An 18,854-nucleotide genomic window follows, 5' to 3' on the forward strand; every position below is an offset into this window, starting at 1 on the left:
CGTTTTTTCATTTTTCTAAGATATTTATTTAAACATAAACCGTCTTAAATATCTGTCCGAATAAAGGTAGCAACTCCAGATATACGTAGAAGCTATATTAGTACCTTGTGCAATTATAGATGAAGGAGATAGCAGGTAGAGAAGGATATATAGGATTGGTATAGAAAATAGAAATGGAGTGCGGTTCATAAAAATAGGCCTATACAATGAATCTCAAAGATCGTAAAAATGATAATTTTTGCGAGGGTAATAGCGATAATAAATATGGTTAAAGTTTATTAAAGGAGTTCTTTTATTAGTGGAAAATTTTTAGAAATAAGAAAATTAAGATAAAATACTAGGTTTTTTTAAAACCAATGGAGGTGTTGGTTTTTTTATAACAGAACTATGGTTTATAACAAACAGGAAGTATTTCTCCAGAAGCTAAGCAATATTTGGTAACTTCTTCTTTAGATAAGGTTTGAGTGTAGTCGATCTCATCAACCTTAAAACCAATGGATCTGAGTTTTTCAAAATAATCACGACCATATACTCTTACATGATCATATTGTCCAAATATTCGTGCTCGTTCTTTGCGATCAGTAATAGTGTCATCCTCAAAAGTAGTAGCGCGACTTAAATCCTGAGGGATTTGTAGAATTGCCATGCCACCAGGTTTTAATACTCTTAATAGTTCTTGCATTGCTTTAGTATCATCAGGAATATGCTCTAAAACGTGATTACAAAAAATAATATCATATTTATTATCTTCAAAAGGAAGATTACAAATATCAGCTTTAATATCTGCTAGAGGAGAGTTAAGGTCGGTAGTAGTGTACTCTAGATTTTTCAGATTTCTGAATTTTTTATAAAAAGCTTGCTCAGGTGCAAAGTGAAGTACTTGTGCAGGAGAAGTAAAAAAATCAGTTTCGTTTTTCAGGAATAACCAAAGTAATCTATGGCGTTCTAGTGATAATGTAGAAGGTGAGAGTACATTATCTCTTTGTGTACCATATCCATAAGGTAAAAACCGAGAGAAACTTTTACCATCAATAGGATCAGTATAGGTTGTACCTCTTAATAAGAGAGATATTAATGGGCGTACCAAATAGCTCAATCGAATTAATAGAGGACGTGGAATACTATTTAGTATAAACTTAAAGAGTTTTTTCATTGTATAGTTTTATCCAAAACAGACTTAAAGCTGTGTAGGGCCATAAATCAAACAGATAGTAACTCTTGTCTAAAAGCATCTTCTTCATCAGACTCTATTCCTAATGCTTGATAGATATATTTAAAAGTAGATAGTATTTCAGGTTTTCCATCTATTATAGCCACATCATGTTCAAAATGAGCACTAGGTTTACCATCTGCAGTGAGGATAGTCCAACCATCTTTTAATTGTTTGATTCGGTGTGTTCCCATATTAGTCATTGGCTCAATGGCAACTACCATGCCTTCAATAAACTTTTTTCCTTTACCACGACGGCCATAGTTTGGCATTTCGGGATCTTCATGCATTTTTCTTCCTAAGCCATGACCAACAAGTTCTCTTACAACTCCATATCCTGCATCTTCTGTGAATTTTTGTATAGCGTAGCCAACATCACCCACTCGTTTTCCTACCTTGAATTCTGCAATACCAACATATAGAGATTCTTTGGTAATACGAAGCAAGCGTTCTATTTCTTCAGATATTTCACCTACAGGAAATGTATAGGCATGATCTCCATAAAAACCATTTTTGATAGCACCACAGTCTATAGAAATGATGTCACCATTTTCTAGAGGAGTGTTATTGGGGATACCATGAACTACTTGAGCATTAGGGCTCATGCATAGCGTATTTGGGAAATCATATAGTCCCAAGAAACCAGGGATAGCATCGTGATCTCTTATAAATTCTTCTGCAAGTTTGTCTAATTGTAGCGTAGTTACACCAGGTTTTACCTCTGAGGCCAACATTCCTAATGTTTTAGAGACAATCAATGCACTCTCGCGCATTAATTCTATTTCTTCACGTGTTTTGGTAATAATCATAAGCTTGTATACAATATCGGTAATAAAAGAAGGCAAATTTACAAAGAATAATACTTGTTCTGCTCAATAGATAGGGTCTATTTTAAGATTTAATCGTTCTAATTAGATAGGTATGATAGTTTTAACGTGTTCTTATATAGTGCAAGAAATCATTAATCTTCATAAGAATGTTTGTATGATTGATTAGATACAATTGCAAGGATATCTTTTTCAAGAGTTTCTCTGGCAAACTCTACATAACGCCCTATTTCTTTTCCATCTTTGTAGAAGATAAAAGTTGGAACTCTCATAATATTTGCGCCTTTTTCAAAACCTTGGGGAGTATCTTTATCTCTTGATACAGTGATTAATTCAAGGTTTTCAAAATCAAAAGATGCATTATCTAATATTTTATAAAAAGCAGGAGTTTCTCTTTTACTATCACCACACCAAGTACCCATAAAAGCCTTAATAGTTATATTTTTAAGATAGGGAGATAGTTTTTTTACAGTTGCTGTATCAAAAGAATACTCCTTATAATTTGTGTTAAACCAACTGCTAAATGGCTCTTGTTCTAGAGCGCTACGATTGTGTTGTCCAACAAGAATTTCGGGATCTTCTGGTGTTTTTGCAGAATCTACATTATTGGTAGATGCATTGATGACCTTAGAGCTCGAACAAGAACTTGTAAGGATCAAAACGAAAATAAAAAGCATTCTTTTCATACAGATACTATAATTACATAAAAAAGGGTTTTAGTATATAACACTTCACTTATTTTAATAAAGAGTGTTGAGTCATTGCTTCTGGTTTTTTAATTCCCATAAGGTGTAAAATTGTAGGAGCAATATCTCCTAAAACACCATCATTTATATCGATTTTATCATTGTCAATCAAAATAAAAGGAACGGGATTAGTGGTATGCGCAGTATGTGGTGTCCCGTCTGGGTTAATCATCGTTTCACAATTACCATGATCAGCAATAAGAATGATAGAGTATTGATTTTCTAGGCCTGCAGTTACTACATCTTTTACACATTGATCTACTGCTTCACAGGCTTTAATTGCAGCATTCATATCACCAGTATGACCAACCATATCTCCATTAGCAAAATTTAAGCAAACAAAATCAGTAGTTGTTTTTTGCAATTCAGGAACTAAGGCATCTCTTAATTCATAGGCACTCATTTCTGGTTGTAAATCATAAGTAGCTACTTTTGGAGAGTTACGTAGTATTCTAGATTCCCCTTTAAAAGGTTCTTCTTGCCCTCCTGAAAAGAAGAAAGTAACATGGGGGTATTTTTCGGTTTCTGCTATTCTAATTTGAGTCTTTCCTGCGTTAGAGATAATTTCCCCCAATGTTTCGGTGATATTATCTTTGTTGTAGATAATATTAATTCCTTCAAAATTTTCATCATAATTTGTCATGGTGACATAATGCAAAGGTAATTTATGAGTGTTATACTCATGCATATCCTTTTGAGAAAGCATTTCTGTTAATTCTCGACCTCGGTCTGTTCTAAAGTTAAAGAAAATTATAACATCATCATTCTGTATTGTAGCTACTGGAGTATCATTTTCCTCTAGTAAAATAGGCTTGATAAACTCATCAGTAATATCATTATTGTAACTATTCTGGATGCTGTTTAATGCATCTGTACTTGATTCTCCGACACCATTCACCAAGAGATCGTAAGCTAATTTTACACGCTCCCATCTTTTATCTCTGTCCATAGCATAATAACGACCTATTACAGAAGCTAGTTTACCAGTCGTTTTAGTCATATGATTTTGAATATTCTCAATATGTTTTTTTCCTGATTTAGGATCTACATCACGACCATCGGTAAAGGCATGTAAAAAAACATTGTCTAGCTCATAAGAATGTGCAGCATCAAGCAATCCTTTGATGTGGTTGATGTGAGAATGAACACCGCCATCGCTTACTAAGCCTAGTAAATGAATGTTCTTATTGTTTTCTTTTGCATAGCGAAAAGCATCTTTGAGTGTAGACTCATCTTTAAGAGTATTGTTTTCTACTGCAATATTGATTTTGGCTAAATCCTGATAAACAATTCTACCAGCTCCCAGATTCATATGTCCTACTTCACTATTTCCCATTTGCCCATCTGGTAGCCCTACATGAAGACCATCTGTGCGTAAAGAAGCATTAGGGTATGTTGAGTATAGACTATCAATATACTCAGTGTTGGCATGATCGATAGCCGATACTTTTGGGTCAGGAGATGTACCCCACCCATCTAGAATCATTAGGATTACTTTTTTATTCATAATGTACTCTTAAAATTAAGTTTTTGGTTGGTCATTATTTTGTTTCTAAAATTTTTAAAAAATGAAACAAGAAACAAAGTTACAATTTCAGGAAAGAGCATACAAAAGCAATGATTAATCCTATGTAAATTATATGTTTTGAAAACATTGTTTAAAATGTAGTTTTTGTGAAATCATTAACGAATTTGTGTATGTAAGGTTAAAAATAAGTTATTCTTAGGATTTATGTGTTTTTTGTAAGAATAATGTAATTTATTTGCGCTGTCAAATTAAAACACAATTAATAAATAAACATTGTAAAAGTAAAAAACAAATGAAAAAGCTTTCAATTTTAGTAATGTGTATGACGGTCAGTCTTGTTTTTGCAATTGACCCGGTAAAAGATCTGAGTAGCTATAAGGTTGCCAAAACAGAAATCACTAATGTTTCTCCTTTTTGTATTTCAATTGTAAGAGGAGACTATGAAATGGTTAAAAAAATGGTTGAATTAGGTTCCGAAGTAAATAAATTTTCAGAAGGAATGACACCACTTATGTATGCTGCTCGTTACAACCGGTTAGAAATAATTAAACTTTTAGTCGCTAATGGCGCTAAAATCTCTACCCAAAATGATAAAGGGTACTCGGCAATGAAATATGCAGAAATTTCTGGTGCCGAAGATGCAAAATCTTTATTGATGGAGCTTAAAGCGAAGTAAAACCTTCGTAATTAATCTAAATATGTGGGTCCGCTAAACATTAGATGTTTAGCGGATTTTTTTTGCTTTATGATTTCTTGTAAATGCAAAGTTCGTTTTAAGAGAAAAGGTTAAAATTATGTTATTTGATATGATGGCTGTAACAAAGTATAAAAGATAGATGTCTTACCTATAATACGTCAATCAAAATAAATTAAAAATCAATTCATCATGAAAAAAACAATTTTTGCAACCTTACTAATTATGTGTGTTACTACTATTAGTTTTGCTAATAAAGAAACAAAGATAGTTTCGGATTCTCATCACAATTACGAACTAAATTCTTATAGCACTAGTCCATTCTGTATGGCAATTGTAAAAGGAGAGGTAGAAATGGTAAAAAAACTAATCGAATACGGAAGCAATGTAAACCAAAAATCAGATGGGATGACACCGCTTATGTATGCTGCACGATACAATCGTACTGAAATTATTAAAATGCTTATAAAAAAAGGAGCTAATGTAAAAACGAAAGATGCTAAAGGGTATACTGCAATGAAGTTTGCAGAATTATCAAATGCTAAAGAAGCAATTGCTCTTCTAAAAGAGATGTCATAATACGTCTTTATTAGTTTTGATAAAAAAAGCTGTTTGTTTCTTTAAACAAACAGCTTTTCTTTATTTACTATGTTCTTGTATAGCTTCTTTTATTTTTTCTATTCGATTTTCTGGATCGGGGTGTGTACTTTGAAACTCAGGAGTACGATTTGGTCCTCCAGCAGCTTTCAGAATTTTCATTACCCCAATCATTTCTTCAGGGTTGTATCCAGAATTAATCATGAATAATACTCCTAGGTTATCACTTTCTAACTCATCATCACGACCATTGCCTAATAGTACGTTTTGACCAATACTATTTACAATACCTCCTGCATCTGCACCAACCGAAGCTCCTGTAGATATAGTTTTCCAGAATTCATGTTCTGCTATTCTCTCTGCAGAGTGTCGCCCAAGAACATGACCAATCTCATGACCTAATACGCCAGCAACTTGGTCTTCATTTTCTAATTTGGATAATAGGGCATATGTTATAAATATTTGACCTCCAGGTAATGCAAAGGCATTAATGGTGTTAGGGTCAGACAATAAATGAAATTCATATTTATAAGGAGTCTGCTTTGCTATACTCGAATTGACCAGTTTGTTACCAATCTTATCAATATAATTTTGTAGTTTTTGATCAGGGTATAAACCACCATGTTGTTGTGCCATTTGAGGGGCGCTTTGTAATCCGATAGCAATTTCCTGATCGCTAGTCATATTTATATTTTGTACCCGATCTGTATAGGGGTTCATTGTTTTGTTATTGCATTTTTTGAAAAAAGCAAAAGCTACAATTGCTAACCCTATAAGAATTCTGATTTTTAAACCACCACGTCTCATGAGTAATTATTTTTGATGTCAACTTTAAAGTTAGTAAATATAAAAATTGCTAGCTAATAAAATGTTAAATTGACTATTTAATGGTTTTAATTACAGGTAGATATGTGATGACGAAGTGTCAGATTCATAAACGGGATATAGGTTTTTACAAAATTTACCTATAGAAAATTTGAGTATAATAATATTTGCCTTTTTCATCTTTGATAGCGGCAATACCAATATGGGTATAGTTTCCTTCCATATTTTTTCTGTGAGGTGGACTGTTTATCCAGCTGGTGACAACAGATTGCGCTGAATTTTGCCCTGAAGCTACATTTTCAGCTATTCCAGTAGCATTTTCTTTTTCTTTAAGGGTGTTGAATTTATCTTCAAAATTGTCATGTCCAATAATGCCTTGAGAAATCATATGTCGTGTATGATCTATAGCTAGTTGCTCTGCTGTTTCGTTTTTCTGTAATGTAGGAAGATTTTTACTTTGTCTATACTCGTTTACTAGTTTTAGAATTTCATCGGTAATAGAGATTTCATTAGGGATATTATTATCAGCAGCCGTGTCATCATCGCTAGAGCATGAAACGGCTATACTTATAAGAATAAAGAAGCAAAAACGTTTGATTAAAGAGGTGTTCATTTTATGGGGTGTTATAAGATTATTTGGATAGCATATAATTCTGAAAGACTATATGTTTTAAAGTAATTTTGGGTTGATGTCATTTATATTTTCTGTAATATATCTTTCTATAAAATCAGCTGTAAAGAAAGTACTGCCCATAAGTTTTGCTTTTTTTAACTCTGTTGCAATATCTAATTTTCGGTACGATTTTAATAAAGGAATAGAAAGTGGCGCATACGAGTAATGCCAAGGCTCATATTTAAACCCTTTTCTGCTAGGTTTATCCGTGTATACAAGATAAAAACCAAAAGAATTAGCATGTTGATCCATCCATTCTTTGAATTTGCAGAAAGGGCCATCACCTTCAAAATTTTTGGCAAGAAGAAGTCCTCTGGGTTGTGGCGCATTGCCATCAACAATATCTAAGTCAGTACCCCAGTGATGTCTAGATGTACCTGGTATTGTAGAGTATTCTACAATTTTTTGTATTGCTTTGATAGGGGATAACCCTTCAGCTGTAAACTTTTTGTATTTACGTTCCCAGATTCGATTTTGATGCGCATAATTTCTGTAACTAGAAACTACCTTTATTTTGAATCCACTTTTTAGTGCTTCAGCTTTCATTTTTAGAAAAGCATCATATGCTTCTTTTCGAAGCTTATATCCATCTCCAAAAAGAGAAGGATTGCTTTTTCCCATTAGATCATCTTTTGAAAAATCTGACTGTAGCATAGAAAAAGAAGATAATGAAGCTCCAATCGTTGCTAGAATGCTCATGCCGATAAAATCTCTTCTTACCATAAATGTTAATTGCTGTAATTGTATTTAGAATCTATTATTCAAGAATTCCATCTATAATCCCATACTCCAATGATTCTTGAGCGTCCATCCAATAATCACGATTAAAGTCTTTTAAAACCTTATCAATATCTTGGCCACAATTATCAGCAAGAATCTGAGCGCTTAATTCTTTAGTTTTTAATATCTCTGCAGCTTGAATTTCTATGTTAGAAGCCTGACCTCTTGCTCCTCCGCTTGGTTGGTGAATCATTACTTTTGCATTTGGTTGAATGAATCTGCGCCCTTTTTCACCAATACTTAAGAGAATAGACCCCATAGATGCAGCAAGTCCAGTACATATAGTAGATACAGGGCTTTTTATACTTTTGATAGTGTCATACATAGCAAAACCAGAGGTAACATATCCTCCTGGACTATTGATATATAACTTAATCTCTTCATTACTTATCATATCAAGATACATAAGTCTATCGATAACATGCTTAGCTGATTTATCATCTACCTGTCCCCAAAGAAATATACTGCGTTCTTCAAGAAATTTTTTATCAATCAAATCCTGTACTTTTCCTGATTTTTCTTTCATCTTATTAAATGATTTATGTTTTTTTATATTTTTTGTAGTAATTAAAAACTCTTTCTGAAACGATTATAATAGTATTAAAGAGTTAGCTCTTATGTTTTAAAAAAAGTGTTTTTATCATTGATGATAAATGTATAATTATTTTCGTAGAAAAGCATCATGTGAATTTAACATTTTGCAAAATTTTAAAGAGGAATTTTGACATTGTTGTACTATTACTAGATGAATCATTGTTCAAATAACATAGTAGAGTAATACTTGGTAGTTTATTGTATAAATGGAATTATGAATAAAAAAATAGTTGTTTGAGAATTCAATTCAGATGATAGTTATTTCAAATTAGGTTGATATAGTCCAGATTGAACGAGTGATAACTATTGAAATGTAGGTAACCAACTGAAAGGTATTGATGGTTTAAGTTTACTCTTATACTTTGAGAAATAGGATGTTGTTAGCGGGGACCTAAAACTATAAAAGAGAAAAAAGAGTCCTCAAAAAAATTCCCATTACTATCCAAGGTGCTGACAGTACATTGACTAGTAGATATTTGAGAGATATCTACAATATTATCATCCAAAACTCCATTTAGATCTCCAGCAGTAGCTGTTAAACTCGGTATTCCTGTGAATGCAGTAGAAAAATTTATTCGATATCTACCAGTTCCTATTTTTGTAATAGTAAAGCCAGTTCCCTGCGCAATGGATCCATTTGGATTAATATTACCTCTCATCATGCGCAAACTTTCTTCTCCCTCTACAGAATTAGATGAAGAGGATGAGGCATTTGGACTAATTTGTTGCCAATTTGTGCCATCACTTTTAATCCATAGTACAGATGTACTAGCGATGATTGTTTGATTTGAATTAGATAAATCACGATAGGTACTAATTGTTCTATTGGTATTAGTACTATTTTTTAAAATATAAATTCTTCCTTGACAGGTGTTAGGGTTTGGTAATGTTATAGTGTGCGCGCCAGTGATATGTATTGTGTGGTGGTTTTCTGTCAATGTTAAATTAGTAGTAGTGCTTAGAATTGAAGTAGAAAAAGAACCTTCTAATTGTAAGGTAGAATTTGCAATATTAAAACCTGTTGTTGGGTCATCATAATTATTGTCTACTGGTACTTCTTGTGGATTAAGGTTAATCCCAAATCGAGTAGTTGCATCAGCCGTATTGTTGCTACCTTGTACTCTGAAAAATTCTCGATGAAATTGCCCTCGTCTGTAATCATATCTTTTGAATACCATAGGTTCAGGGCCATCATCTCCAATAATAAATTCTAGTTTTCCATCATTTGCTGGTCCTGCTGAACCTATTTCGAATAAATCTGTTCTTCCTGTGCTTCCTTTTAATCTGAAATTTCCATTTGCTGTGGTAAAAAACATGGGTTTATAAAATGAAGCCCCAGAAGCAGCAAATTGTAATGCTGCAGTATTTCCGTCTCCATTGATATGTATTAGAGGTTGATCATTATCAGTATAATCAGGAAGTGTTTGAACTAGGCCTAAGGTTTGTCTTCTTCCAAATTGTAGTAAGGGAAGATTGTTTGATCGTATCTCCATTTTTACATCATCAATGTGACCTAGAAAAGAAGAGGAGGGAAGCCCTGTATTACCATCTATGAGCCAATTGTCATTACTAGTGGATACCCAGGTTGTACCATCAAATACAAAAACTTTACTTTCTTCGATATTGTAGAGCATGGAGCCAATAGATGCAGCAGTAACAGCATTCATTTCAGTAGAAGTAGTCGCTGTAGGAAGTCCCATTACTGAAAATTCATCGATTTGACTAAAAACGATTCTAGGTAGAATTAATAAAAGAAATACTGTTTTTCTCATTTAATAATAGTTTTTTGTCATATTGTATTTGTTAAAAAATTACAATATAAATTTGGGTTTACTATATATTATTTGACAAGTATTGTGTTATTATGTTTACTCTAGTAGCCTTTTTGAGTGTGAAGTATTATTATAATCCCGACAACGAGATTTTTTGGTAAAATTATCTGTTAATGTATAAATATCCTGCTCGATCTTTTTGATCATGAATTTTAAGTACGTAGTAATACGTACCTACAGGTAGTTCTTCGTCTTTGGCGATAGTAGCTCTACCTTCAGAGATACCAGACCATGTATTATTGTATCCTTTTTTACGATAAACTTCAACTCCCCATCTATTAAAAATGGTAAGTTCATTATTTGGAAATTGAGCAATACCTTGAATTGTAAAAGTGTCATTCACACCATCTCCATTTGGAGAAACAGCCGTGAATATTTCAAGATCACCATCTAGTATTATTTCAGAACTACCAAATGTTAATACTACATAATTATCTGGGATAATAAGTTCAGAAGTAATCTCGCCATTATCTAAGTTTCCAGATGTAGCAAAATTTCCTAGACTTACCCATTGTTCTAGATTTCTATCCCACCCAGCAACTCTAAGGTCATCAAGTGAATCCACTAGAGTAGGGATGTTACTGTTATCATCCCAAGTAAGGGTTACTCGAGTTTCAGTAGCTCCATCAAGATCCCAAAATTCAAAAGAACTTACAGCAAATAATGTGTTACCAAAATTATCAGTATTGAAACTTCCAGGGAAAAAATTAGGGGTATTTGGATTTTCAAAGAAATAAGCTCCTCTTGCTGTGTTTGTAGCAGCTTGTGAGTCAATACGCATTGGGCGCAGTCTGAAATCATCTCCAATTGGAAAAGTAAAATCTAATTGCCCAGTGATAGAGGCATAACCATCTACATATCGCTCATCGTTTTCACCTAAATATGGAGAGTCATTAATATAATCTAAAGAAACAAAACGTCTATCTCTTGGTGTTTGTACTTTGCCATTTATGAATTCTTGAAAATGGGTAACACCCACTGCTATTTCTAAAAACAGATCATTTATAACATCTATTTCTACATCATAAAATACAGGACGGTTATTTCCAGATACGGTAAGGTCACCAGTGGTATTATAAAAACCAGCAAGACCTAGGTTTTGATCAAAGTTTCCATCATTAATTACATCTGAATGAAAACCTATCTTAGCTTCATCATGCATTTGGATATCTCCAAAATTATGAAAAGCCTGCTGTGCCATGATTACATGAGACAAAAAACAAACGGTAATAAGAATAATTCTCTTCATAAATATATTGGGGCAGTATTGGTTTTACGGTTTTACAGTAAAATTGATATGGCAAATATATTCTTTTTTATTGAAAATCAATGGTTTTTAGTGATAAAAAGTAAAAAAATATCGACAAAGAGCATGTTTATTCCGATTAAATGAACGTATTTTTCGATTAAAACATACCCGTTTAGAAAAATATTATTTAACTGACAAACATAAGAAAATTAATTAATTGATATTGAATGATGTGATGAAATAATTAAAATTAGTAAGTTTTTTGTGTTTTATTTTTAAACTGACGCTGATTGACTCTTGGGAATGATTATTTGATGGGTACTATTTGTTAATTTATATAGATGTCTTTATTCTAATTATTAACTCGATATGTAATTCTTCGATTCGTAACAACTGTTTTTACGATTACATTAAGGGTTCCTGTGGTAGTACCTGCCAAAGGAATATTTTGGTCATTAGTAATATCAGAAGATGATACAGTATTATCAAGACTACCTATTTCAATTCCAGTTACATCAAAAGTAAATGTACATGAATTCCCTGCAAGTAAATTAACTCCTGAGACCGAAAAGTTATCGGTTCCAGAGGCAGCGCTAATGGTTCCTCCGCATGAGGTAGTTGCATTTGGAAGAGCAGAAATAATCATTCCTGTTGGGAGATTGTCTGTAAGAGATAAATTAGTAAGATCTACCCCCGTTGAAGGGTTCTCTAATATAATGGTTACTGTTGATTCTTCACCATATCCAATAGTTGTTGGTGAAAAGTTTTTACTAGCCACTGCAGGGAAAGCTACTTCTGTAGATACAGCAAAAACACCCCCCCAAATTCCTTCATTAGCACTTCCTAATCCTACATTGAGTGTAGTAGCATTATTAAGTACAAGTCCAGAAGCATCAAAGATATCAATATCTATCCCCCAATTAAAGCCTAAGTTAGGGCTTCTACCTCCAATATCAGTTCCAAACTTTGATATAGTACCATTTAAAGTATTGTTTGCAGGATTTAATCCGTTTGAAAGCGCAGTTCCATTAATAGAAACAAAATCTCCAGTACGGTTTGCTTCACCGTCAAATCCAAAATATCCTGCATGTGTATCAAAAGCACCTGTTGATGGAGTTAATAATCCTGTGACAGTAAATGCATCATTGGCTCCAAACCCAAAAAAGTCAAAGCCATCCCAGATACTTACACTACGTGTAATATCAGAAGGGTTCTCAAATACTATTACCATAGTCCACCCACCATGTGGCCCAGTAAAAGAGCTACCAGTCATTAGTGGTATATCTGCTACTGTATATGTTCCAGATCCTGCCGCCTGAACCATAGAAGTTACATTAGCAAAGGACATAAAAGTATTCCAACCAGCAAAGTTTGCAGTTTCAATATTTGTAACACTTGCATCAACAGTAGTATACGTTCCTGCTCCTGGTTCTCTAAATTCAACTTGTTGAAGACTTAATGTGGGGTCAGGATTAGTGATTCCGCCAAAGGTAGAATTATATGTTCCACCCCAGTATAATCCTGCCCAGCTTACAGTAGCTCCTGCGGGTAAAGTAAAGTCAGCGCTACTGGAGTTTATTGTAGTAGCATCTACATTGGCATATCCCATTACTACAGCAGGGTTGTTTGATGTAGGTGCTCCTGGACAATTGGCTACACAGATAAGGTTTGTGTTACCAATCATATCAAAATTTCCTCTTACATTAAGAGAGAAACGTTCTTCATAAGGTCTTGGGTTTTCTATTTCAATATCTACAATTGTTCCTATTCCCTGATCCGTTATGTCTACAGATGGATCACTTACATTAGAGAAATCAATAAAAAAAGTTTCATCCCCCTCTGTACTAATGTCATCTAATATTGGAACTGTTATATTTTGAGATTCGCCACTAGTTCCTGAAAATGATAAAGTCCCATTTATTGTTGTGTAATCTGTTCCAGCAGTGGCAGAGTTGTTAGTTGTTGTAAAGTCTACAGTAAAACTACTAGCAGTATCTATACCTGTATGTGTTACGGTAAATGTAGCTGTTCCTTGGTCTTCATCAACCGAAATATCATCTATAGTTATTTCTGGTATTGGTTGAATAATATCAAATGTAAGAGTGGTATTTGTGAAAAAATTCGGAAATGATTCTAAAATTAATACACCGTCTTGATATACTCTTACATAACTTCCAGCTCCATTCCAGCCATCACCAAACCAATCCTCTAATAGTAAAGTGTATCCAGTTCCATACGGTATAGTGGCATAAACTTGTGGAGTACCAATATTGTTATATAATGTATTTGATGCTCCATTAAAACAATCTACAGGATTACAGATTTCGGGAATTATTATGGCATTTGAAGGGTCTCTAAAAGTAACTCTATTTTCAGATGACCATGCTTGCCAGTTAACCTCAATTTCTATTAGTGCTTGAGAATAGGAAACAAACCTCCCAAATACTATCATGCAAAGTATAATCAGAAATTTATTATGTAGATATTTTTTCATTAAGATTTAGATAGTATTGAATTATTTTACAACAAACACCACATTAATTAGGGTGTTGAAGTCCACTGGTTGTCCGATTACAGTATATGTAAGAACACCATTTGCATCAATATTCATGGTTGAAGTATTAAAAACACTAGGGTCAGCAAAGGTTACATAGTAATGTAGCTCATTTGCAGCGTATACAGGTATGTTAGGAGCAGAAGGGCTCGTTGCTGTAGGTGATGAGAACTGAGCTGTATACTGTGTATATAGATTTAAAGTAAATGTGCCATTTGTAGCAACAGGAACTTCAATAGAAGGAGGGTAAAAAACCCTAGCTGCTCCAGAGGTAATAGGGGCAATGGCCTGAATAACCTCTTGTACATTAGTTTCTGCAGTAGGAGTTGCTTCTCCAGATTGATCTACATCTATAGGAATAGCTAGATTTACTTCAGAATCAAGTTGATTGTCTGTAGCAGCTAACCACCCATTGGTAACTCCAGTATAACGATAAACTTCTTCATCTCCTAAATTATAAACAATAGAGCCAATTTGTGGACTGGCAATACCATTTATTTCAGCCATGTCTGTGGCAGTTGGCAAACCCATTAGTGAATTTGCATCTAATTGACCAAACATTACTGTTGACCAAATAGAAAATAAAAATAGTGTTAGGGGTAATTTTTTCATCATCAAAATTTTTATCATTTACAACTTTATTCTTTTGTAAGTTGACTTTGTTTTATTAGTTGAGTAATTGTTGTTAAAAGTCAAGTACGGTGAACATAAATTCTAGATCGATATCATCCTTTTGATTTGCACCATTATCACTATCTCCAATATTGATTCTAAATCCAGAAGCAGTTTGATTATAATATGAAATACCAGGATCATCATAATCTGCTCCACTATTACCAGGGCAATCACCACCACAATCAATCGTTGCTAATTGTATAATATAATTATCGTCTGGCATAGGTGTTGTAAATGTTACTTGGTAATCACCTTCATTTATTCTAGACACTGTTGCGTTCATTATTTTAAATGCAGTTCCGTTACCTGCTACTTTACCCATTGCTTTTACAGGGCTAGCAAAGAATGCTCCTCCATCAGTACCTACTGTAATCTGATTTCCCGTATTTGCACTCACAACATTAGCTGTTTGTGTATCTGGAGTAGGGGTGTTTTCATTTGTATATGTTATAACTCCTGTAGTGGTGTTTTGGGTTAAGTTAGTTACAATATTTGTTGCTGGGTCACCAGTTGCACCCTGTATTCCAGTTACACCTTGTATTCCAGTCGCACCCTGTATTCCTGTTGCTCCTTGTATTCCTGTTGCACCTTGTATTCCAGTGGCACCCTGTATTCCAGTAGCACCCTGTATTCCAGTTACACCTTGTATTCCAGTCGCACCCTGTATTCCTGTTGCTCCTTGTATTCCAGTTGCACCCTGTATTCCAGTCGCACCTTGTATTCCTGTCGCTCCCTGTATTCCAGTTGCACCTTGTATTCCTGTTGCACCTTGTATTCCTGTTGCACCTTGTATTCCAGTGGCTCCTTGTATTCCTGTTGCACCCTGTATTCCAGTCGCTCCCTGTATTCCAGTTACACCTTGTATTCCTGTTGCACCCTGTATTCCAGTGGCACCTTGTATTCCTGTCGCTCCTTGTATTCCTGTTGCACCTTGTATTCCAGTAGCACCTTGTATTCCAGTGGCACCCTGTATTCCTGTTGCACCTTGTATTCCTGTCGCACCTTGTATTCCTGTTGCACCTTGTATTCCAGTTGCACCCTGTATTCCAGTCGCACCTTGTATTCCAGTGGCACCCTGTATTCCAGTAGCACCCTGTATTCCTGTTGCACCTTGTATTCCTGTCGCACCTTGTATTCCAGTGGCACCTTGTATTCCAGTAGCTCCTTGTATTCCAGTAGCACCTTGTATTCCTGTTGCACCCTGTATTCCAGTAGCACCTTGTATTCCAGTGGCACCTTGTATTCCTGTCGCACCTTGTATTCCAGTTGCACCTTGTATTCCTGTTGCACCCTGTATTCCAGTCGCACCTTGTATTCCAGTTACACCTTGTATTCCAGTAGCACCTTGTATTCCAGTCGCACCTTGTATTCCAGTTGCACCTTGTATTCCTGTTGCACCCTGTATTCCAGTAGCACCTCTAGCTCCAGTTACACCTTGTATTCCTGTTGCTCCTTGTATTCCAGTTGCACCCTGTATTCCTGTTGCACCCTGTATTCCAGTAGCACCTCTAGCTCCAGTTACACCCTGTATTCCTGTTGCTCCTTGTATTCCTGTTGTACCTTGTATTCCTGTTGCACCCTGTATTCCAGTTACACCTTGTATTCCTGTTGCTCCTTGTATTCCAGTAGCACCTTGTATTCCTGTCGCACCCTGTATTCCTGTTGCTCCTTGTATTCCAGTAGTACCTTGTATTCCAGTAGCACCCTGTATTCCAGTAGCACCCTGTATTCCAGTTACACCTTGTATTCCTGTCGCTCCTTGTATTCCAGTCGCACCTTGTATTCCTGTTGCTCCTTGTATTCCAGTAGCACCCTGTATTCCTGTCGCACCTTGTATTCCAGTAGCACCCTGTATTCCTGTTGCACCTTGTATTCCAGTCGCTCCTTGTATTCCTGTTGCACCCTGTATTCCAGTTACACCTTGTATTCCTGTTGTACCTTGTATTCCAGTTGCACCCTGTATTCCTGTTGCACCCTGTATTCCAGTCGCTCCCTGTATTCCAGTCGCTCCCTGTATTCCAGTAGCACCTCTAGCTCCAGTTACACCTTGTATTCCTGTCGCACCTTGTATTCCAGTAGCACCCTGTATTCCTGTTGCACCTTGTATTCCAGTCGCACCTTGTATTCCTGTTACACCTTGTATTCCAGTCGCACCTTGTATTCCTGTTGCACCCTGTATTCCAGTCGCTCCCTGTATTCCTGTCGCTCCTTGTATTCCTGTCGCTCCTTGTATTCCTGTTGCACCTTGTATTCCAGTCGCACCTTGTATTCCAGTCGCACCTTGTATTCCAGTGGCACCCTGTATTCCTGTCGCACCTTGTATTCCAGTAGCACCCTGTATTCCTGTTGCTCCCTGTATTCCAGTCGCACCTTGTATTCCTGTCGCACCTTGTATTCCAGTGGCACCTTGTATTCCAGTAGCTCCTTGTATTCCAGTGGCACCTTGTATTCCTGTTGCACCCTGTATTCCTGTTGCACCTTGTATTCCAGTAGCTCCTTGTATTCCAGTTGGGCCTTGTATTCCTGTTGCACCTCTAGCTCCAGTTACACCTTGTATTCCAGTGGCACCTTGTATTCCAGTCGCTCCCTGTATTCCTGTTGCACCTCTAGCTCCAGTTACACCTTGTATTCCTGTGGCACCTTGTATTCCTGTTGCACCCTGTATTCCAGTGGCACCCTGTATTCCAGTAGCACCCTGTATTCCTGTCGCACCTTGTATTCCAGTGGCACCCTGTATTCCTGTTGCACCTTGTATTCCTGTTGCTCCCTGTATTCCAGTAGCACCTTGTATTCCTGTCGCACCTTGTATTCCAGTGGCACCTTGTATTCCAGTAGCTCCCTGTATTCCTGTTGCACCTTGTATTCCAGTTACACCTTGTATTCCAGTAGCTCCCTGTATTCCTGTTGCACCTCTTGCGCCCGTAGGTCCAATGGCCCCATTAATATCTATGGTAGTTATAGTATTGTCTTCTGATGTATATCTGAATATTCCTCCTCCTAAGTCTTCAAGAGTAGAAATAGTTTCATTGAAACTTCCTCCGCCATTAGATAAAGTAATTGTATTACCACTTTTACTTAATACTTGAATTTCATTTGTGGGATTTGAATCTAAGTCATTGATTAAAGAAGAGAGATCAACAAACCCTCCATTTTCAAGAGTTAGAATATTGGTTGTAGAATTAAATGATAATGCTTGATTATCGTTACCACTACAGAGACTATTCCAACTATTATTATTGTATTGGAAAATACAATTGTCATCTGTATTATATATTAACGCTCCGTTTAATGGAGTTATAGCATTCATTTGTGCTGTTGTAATTCTAGTCAACACAAAAGCCTTATTGATGCTTTCTAACTCAAGTATAGAAGAGTTATGAATTAAATTAGGATTGTCACCAATCTTAACTTGTGCAATCATGGAAGAGGTTGTTGCACAAAATGCTACTATAAATAGAAGTAATTTTATCTTCATAGGTTTTGGGGATTTCCTTGTTAGAAGTCTTTGCTTCAGTATTTTTATGGTTAAACCGTAACCGTTTTATTTCAATTTAAATGGTGTCTAATCCAATCAAAGATAGATACCTGCTAATATATTAATAAAATATTAACTACAAAAATATAAAAAAAATCGACAAAAAACATCTTTTGACGATTAAAAACGTATTTTGACTACGGTTTCTTAGTTGTTTTAAGTGTTTGTTTTTTAGTTAGTAACATAAAATTAATAAAATAGAAAAAGAGTTGATATTAAAATTTAGTGAAAATATTTTTATTGTTTTGTTTTGTAGTTTCAAGAATTCTAATACTTTTGTGCTCATAAAATAAAAGCGGGAGTAGCTCAGTTGGTAGAGCGTCAGCCTTCCAAGCTGAATGTCGCCAGTTCGAACCTGGTCTCCCGCTCAAAGCTTCATCATTTAGATGAAGCTTTTTTTATTTAATTATTATTAGTCCTACTTTGTCATCTTAGGTTTGATTGTTCTTTTCTTGGTCTCTTAGTAGTTGTTTGATGTATCTTTGATGCTGTTCAAGAATTAGATTTATAGCTAATTGCGGAGTTTCTATTTTAG

General features: G+C 35.2%; 15 protein-coding genes and 1 tRNA gene. 3 read left to right on the forward strand and 13 right to left on the reverse strand.

Annotated elements, in window-relative coordinates:
* Positions 1–385: 385 nt before the first annotated feature.
* From CVD18_RS17285 to gpmI, 4 genes are all read right to left on the reverse strand, one after another.
* Entirely contained in the window at positions 386–1,153 is a 768-nt protein-coding gene (locus CVD18_RS17285; RefSeq protein ID WP_103866673.1) for a class I SAM-dependent methyltransferase, read from the reverse strand.
* A 47-nt stretch (positions 1,154–1,200) separates the two neighbouring features.
* On the reverse strand, positions 1,201–2,019 hold the full coding sequence (map, locus tag CVD18_RS17290; RefSeq protein ID WP_103866686.1) for a type I methionyl aminopeptidase: 819 nt from the start codon (positions 2,017–2,019) through the stop codon (positions 1,201–1,203).
* 152 nt (positions 2,020–2,171) lie between these two features.
* On the reverse strand, positions 2,172–2,714 hold the full coding sequence (locus CVD18_RS17295; RefSeq protein WP_233194577.1) for a thioredoxin family protein: 543 nt from the start codon (positions 2,712–2,714) through the stop codon (positions 2,172–2,174).
* Between the two features lie 58 nt (positions 2,715–2,772).
* The gene (gene gpmI, locus CVD18_RS17300; protein WP_103866675.1) at positions 2,773–4,290 is read right to left on the reverse strand and encodes a 2,3-bisphosphoglycerate-independent phosphoglycerate mutase; all 1,518 of its coding nucleotides are present in this window, start codon (positions 4,288–4,290) and stop codon (positions 2,773–2,775) included.
* Between the two features lie 313 nt (positions 4,291–4,603).
* Here gpmI and CVD18_RS17305 point away from each other — a divergent pair, with 313 nt between their 5' ends.
* Together CVD18_RS17305 and CVD18_RS17310 are read left to right on the forward strand one after the other, a co-directional pair.
* A complete protein-coding gene (locus CVD18_RS17305; RefSeq protein WP_146052823.1) occupies positions 4,604–4,987 on the forward strand; it encodes an ankyrin repeat domain-containing protein in 384 nt (127 codons plus the stop codon).
* 210 nt (positions 4,988–5,197) lie between these two features.
* Positions 5,198–5,584, forward strand: a complete 387-nt coding sequence (locus CVD18_RS17310; RefSeq protein ID WP_103866677.1) for an ankyrin repeat domain-containing protein — start codon at positions 5,198–5,200, stop codon at positions 5,582–5,584.
* Positions 5,585–5,644: 60 nt separating this feature from the next.
* On the opposite strand, the gene CVD18_RS17315 is transcribed toward CVD18_RS17310, so the two are convergent.
* The 9 genes from CVD18_RS17315 to CVD18_RS23465 form a co-directional block, all read right to left on the reverse strand.
* Entirely contained in the window at positions 5,645–6,409 is a 765-nt protein-coding gene (locus tag CVD18_RS17315; RefSeq protein WP_103866678.1) for a M48 family metalloprotease, read from the reverse strand.
* 154 nt (positions 6,410–6,563) lie between these two features.
* Positions 6,564–7,040, reverse strand: coding sequence for a CAP domain-containing protein (locus CVD18_RS17320; RefSeq protein ID WP_103866679.1), 477 nt, complete (start codon positions 7,038–7,040; stop codon positions 6,564–6,566).
* Between the two features lie 57 nt (positions 7,041–7,097).
* A complete protein-coding gene (locus tag CVD18_RS17325; RefSeq protein ID WP_103866680.1) occupies positions 7,098–7,823 on the reverse strand; it encodes a M15 family metallopeptidase in 726 nt (241 codons plus the stop codon).
* A 34-nt stretch (positions 7,824–7,857) separates the two neighbouring features.
* Entirely contained in the window at positions 7,858–8,433 is a 576-nt protein-coding gene (locus CVD18_RS17330) for a ClpP family protease (protein WP_255409465.1), read from the reverse strand.
* A gap of 421 nt (positions 8,434–8,854) precedes the next feature.
* The gene (locus CVD18_RS17335) at positions 8,855–10,246 is read right to left on the reverse strand and encodes a hypothetical protein (RefSeq protein ID WP_103866682.1); all 1,392 of its coding nucleotides are present in this window, start codon (positions 10,244–10,246) and stop codon (positions 8,855–8,857) included.
* Positions 10,247–10,409: 163 nt separating this feature from the next.
* A complete protein-coding gene (locus tag CVD18_RS17340; RefSeq protein ID WP_103866683.1) occupies positions 10,410–11,555 on the reverse strand; it encodes a gliding motility-associated C-terminal domain-containing protein in 1,146 nt (381 codons plus the stop codon).
* A gap of 352 nt (positions 11,556–11,907) precedes the next feature.
* Complete coding sequence (locus tag CVD18_RS17345; protein WP_103866684.1) at positions 11,908–14,049, reverse strand: Calx-beta domain-containing protein; 2,142 nt, start codon at positions 14,047–14,049, stop codon at positions 11,908–11,910.
* Between the two features lie 21 nt (positions 14,050–14,070).
* Positions 14,071–14,721, reverse strand: coding sequence for a hypothetical protein (locus CVD18_RS17350; RefSeq protein WP_233194578.1), 651 nt, complete (start codon positions 14,719–14,721; stop codon positions 14,071–14,073).
* A gap of 73 nt (positions 14,722–14,794) precedes the next feature.
* Positions 14,795–18,259: an S-layer family protein gene (locus tag CVD18_RS23465; protein WP_199185101.1), complete on the reverse strand. Its 3,465-nt coding sequence runs from the start codon at positions 18,257–18,259 to the stop codon at positions 14,795–14,797.
* A gap of 355 nt (positions 18,260–18,614) precedes the next feature.
* Here CVD18_RS23465 and CVD18_RS17360 point away from each other — a divergent pair.
* Positions 18,615–18,687, forward strand: a tRNA-Gly gene (locus CVD18_RS17360).
* Positions 18,688–18,854: the final 167 nt, after the last annotated feature.

This window comes from Aquimarina sp. I32.4, assembly GCF_002924285.1.
Lineage (GTDB): Bacteria > Bacteroidota > Bacteroidia > Flavobacteriales > Flavobacteriaceae > Aquimarina.

Excerpts from the sequence above, each read along its gene's own strand:
- CVD18_RS17285 (WP_103866673.1), bottom strand. The coding sequence starts at position 1,153 with ATGAAAAAACTCTTTAAGTTTATACTAAATAGTATTCCACGTCCTCTA.
- map (WP_103866686.1), bottom strand. The coding sequence starts at position 2,019 with ATGATTATTACCAAAACACGTGAAGAAATAGAATTAATGCGCGAGAGT.
- CVD18_RS17295 (WP_233194577.1), bottom strand. The coding sequence starts at position 2,714 with ATGCTTTTTATTTTCGTTTTGATCCTTACAAGTTCTTGTTCGAGCTCT.
- gpmI (WP_103866675.1), bottom strand. The coding sequence starts at position 4,290 with ATGAATAAAAAAGTAATCCTAATGATTCTAGATGGGTGGGGTACATCT.
- CVD18_RS17305 (WP_146052823.1), top strand. The coding sequence starts at position 4,604 with ATGAAAAAGCTTTCAATTTTAGTAATGTGTATGACGGTCAGTCTTGTT.
- CVD18_RS17310 (WP_103866677.1), top strand. The coding sequence starts at position 5,198 with ATGAAAAAAACAATTTTTGCAACCTTACTAATTATGTGTGTTACTACT.
- CVD18_RS17315 (WP_103866678.1), bottom strand. The coding sequence starts at position 6,409 with ATGAGACGTGGTGGTTTAAAAATCAGAATTCTTATAGGGTTAGCAATT.
- CVD18_RS17320 (WP_103866679.1), bottom strand. The coding sequence starts at position 7,040 with ATGAACACCTCTTTAATCAAACGTTTTTGCTTCTTTATTCTTATAAGT.
- CVD18_RS17325 (WP_103866680.1), bottom strand. The coding sequence starts at position 7,823 with ATGGTAAGAAGAGATTTTATCGGCATGAGCATTCTAGCAACGATTGGA.
- CVD18_RS17335 (WP_103866682.1), bottom strand. The coding sequence starts at position 10,246 with ATGAGAAAAACAGTATTTCTTTTATTAATTCTACCTAGAATCGTTTTT.
- CVD18_RS17340 (WP_103866683.1), bottom strand. The coding sequence starts at position 11,555 with ATGAAGAGAATTATTCTTATTACCGTTTGTTTTTTGTCTCATGTAATC.
- CVD18_RS17345 (WP_103866684.1), bottom strand. The coding sequence starts at position 14,049 with ATGAAAAAATATCTACATAATAAATTTCTGATTATACTTTGCATGATA.
- CVD18_RS17350 (WP_233194578.1), bottom strand. The coding sequence starts at position 14,721 with ATGAAAAAATTACCCCTAACACTATTTTTATTTTCTATTTGGTCAACA.
- CVD18_RS23465 (WP_199185101.1), bottom strand. The coding sequence starts at position 18,259 with ATGAAGATAAAATTACTTCTATTTATAGTAGCATTTTGTGCAACAACC.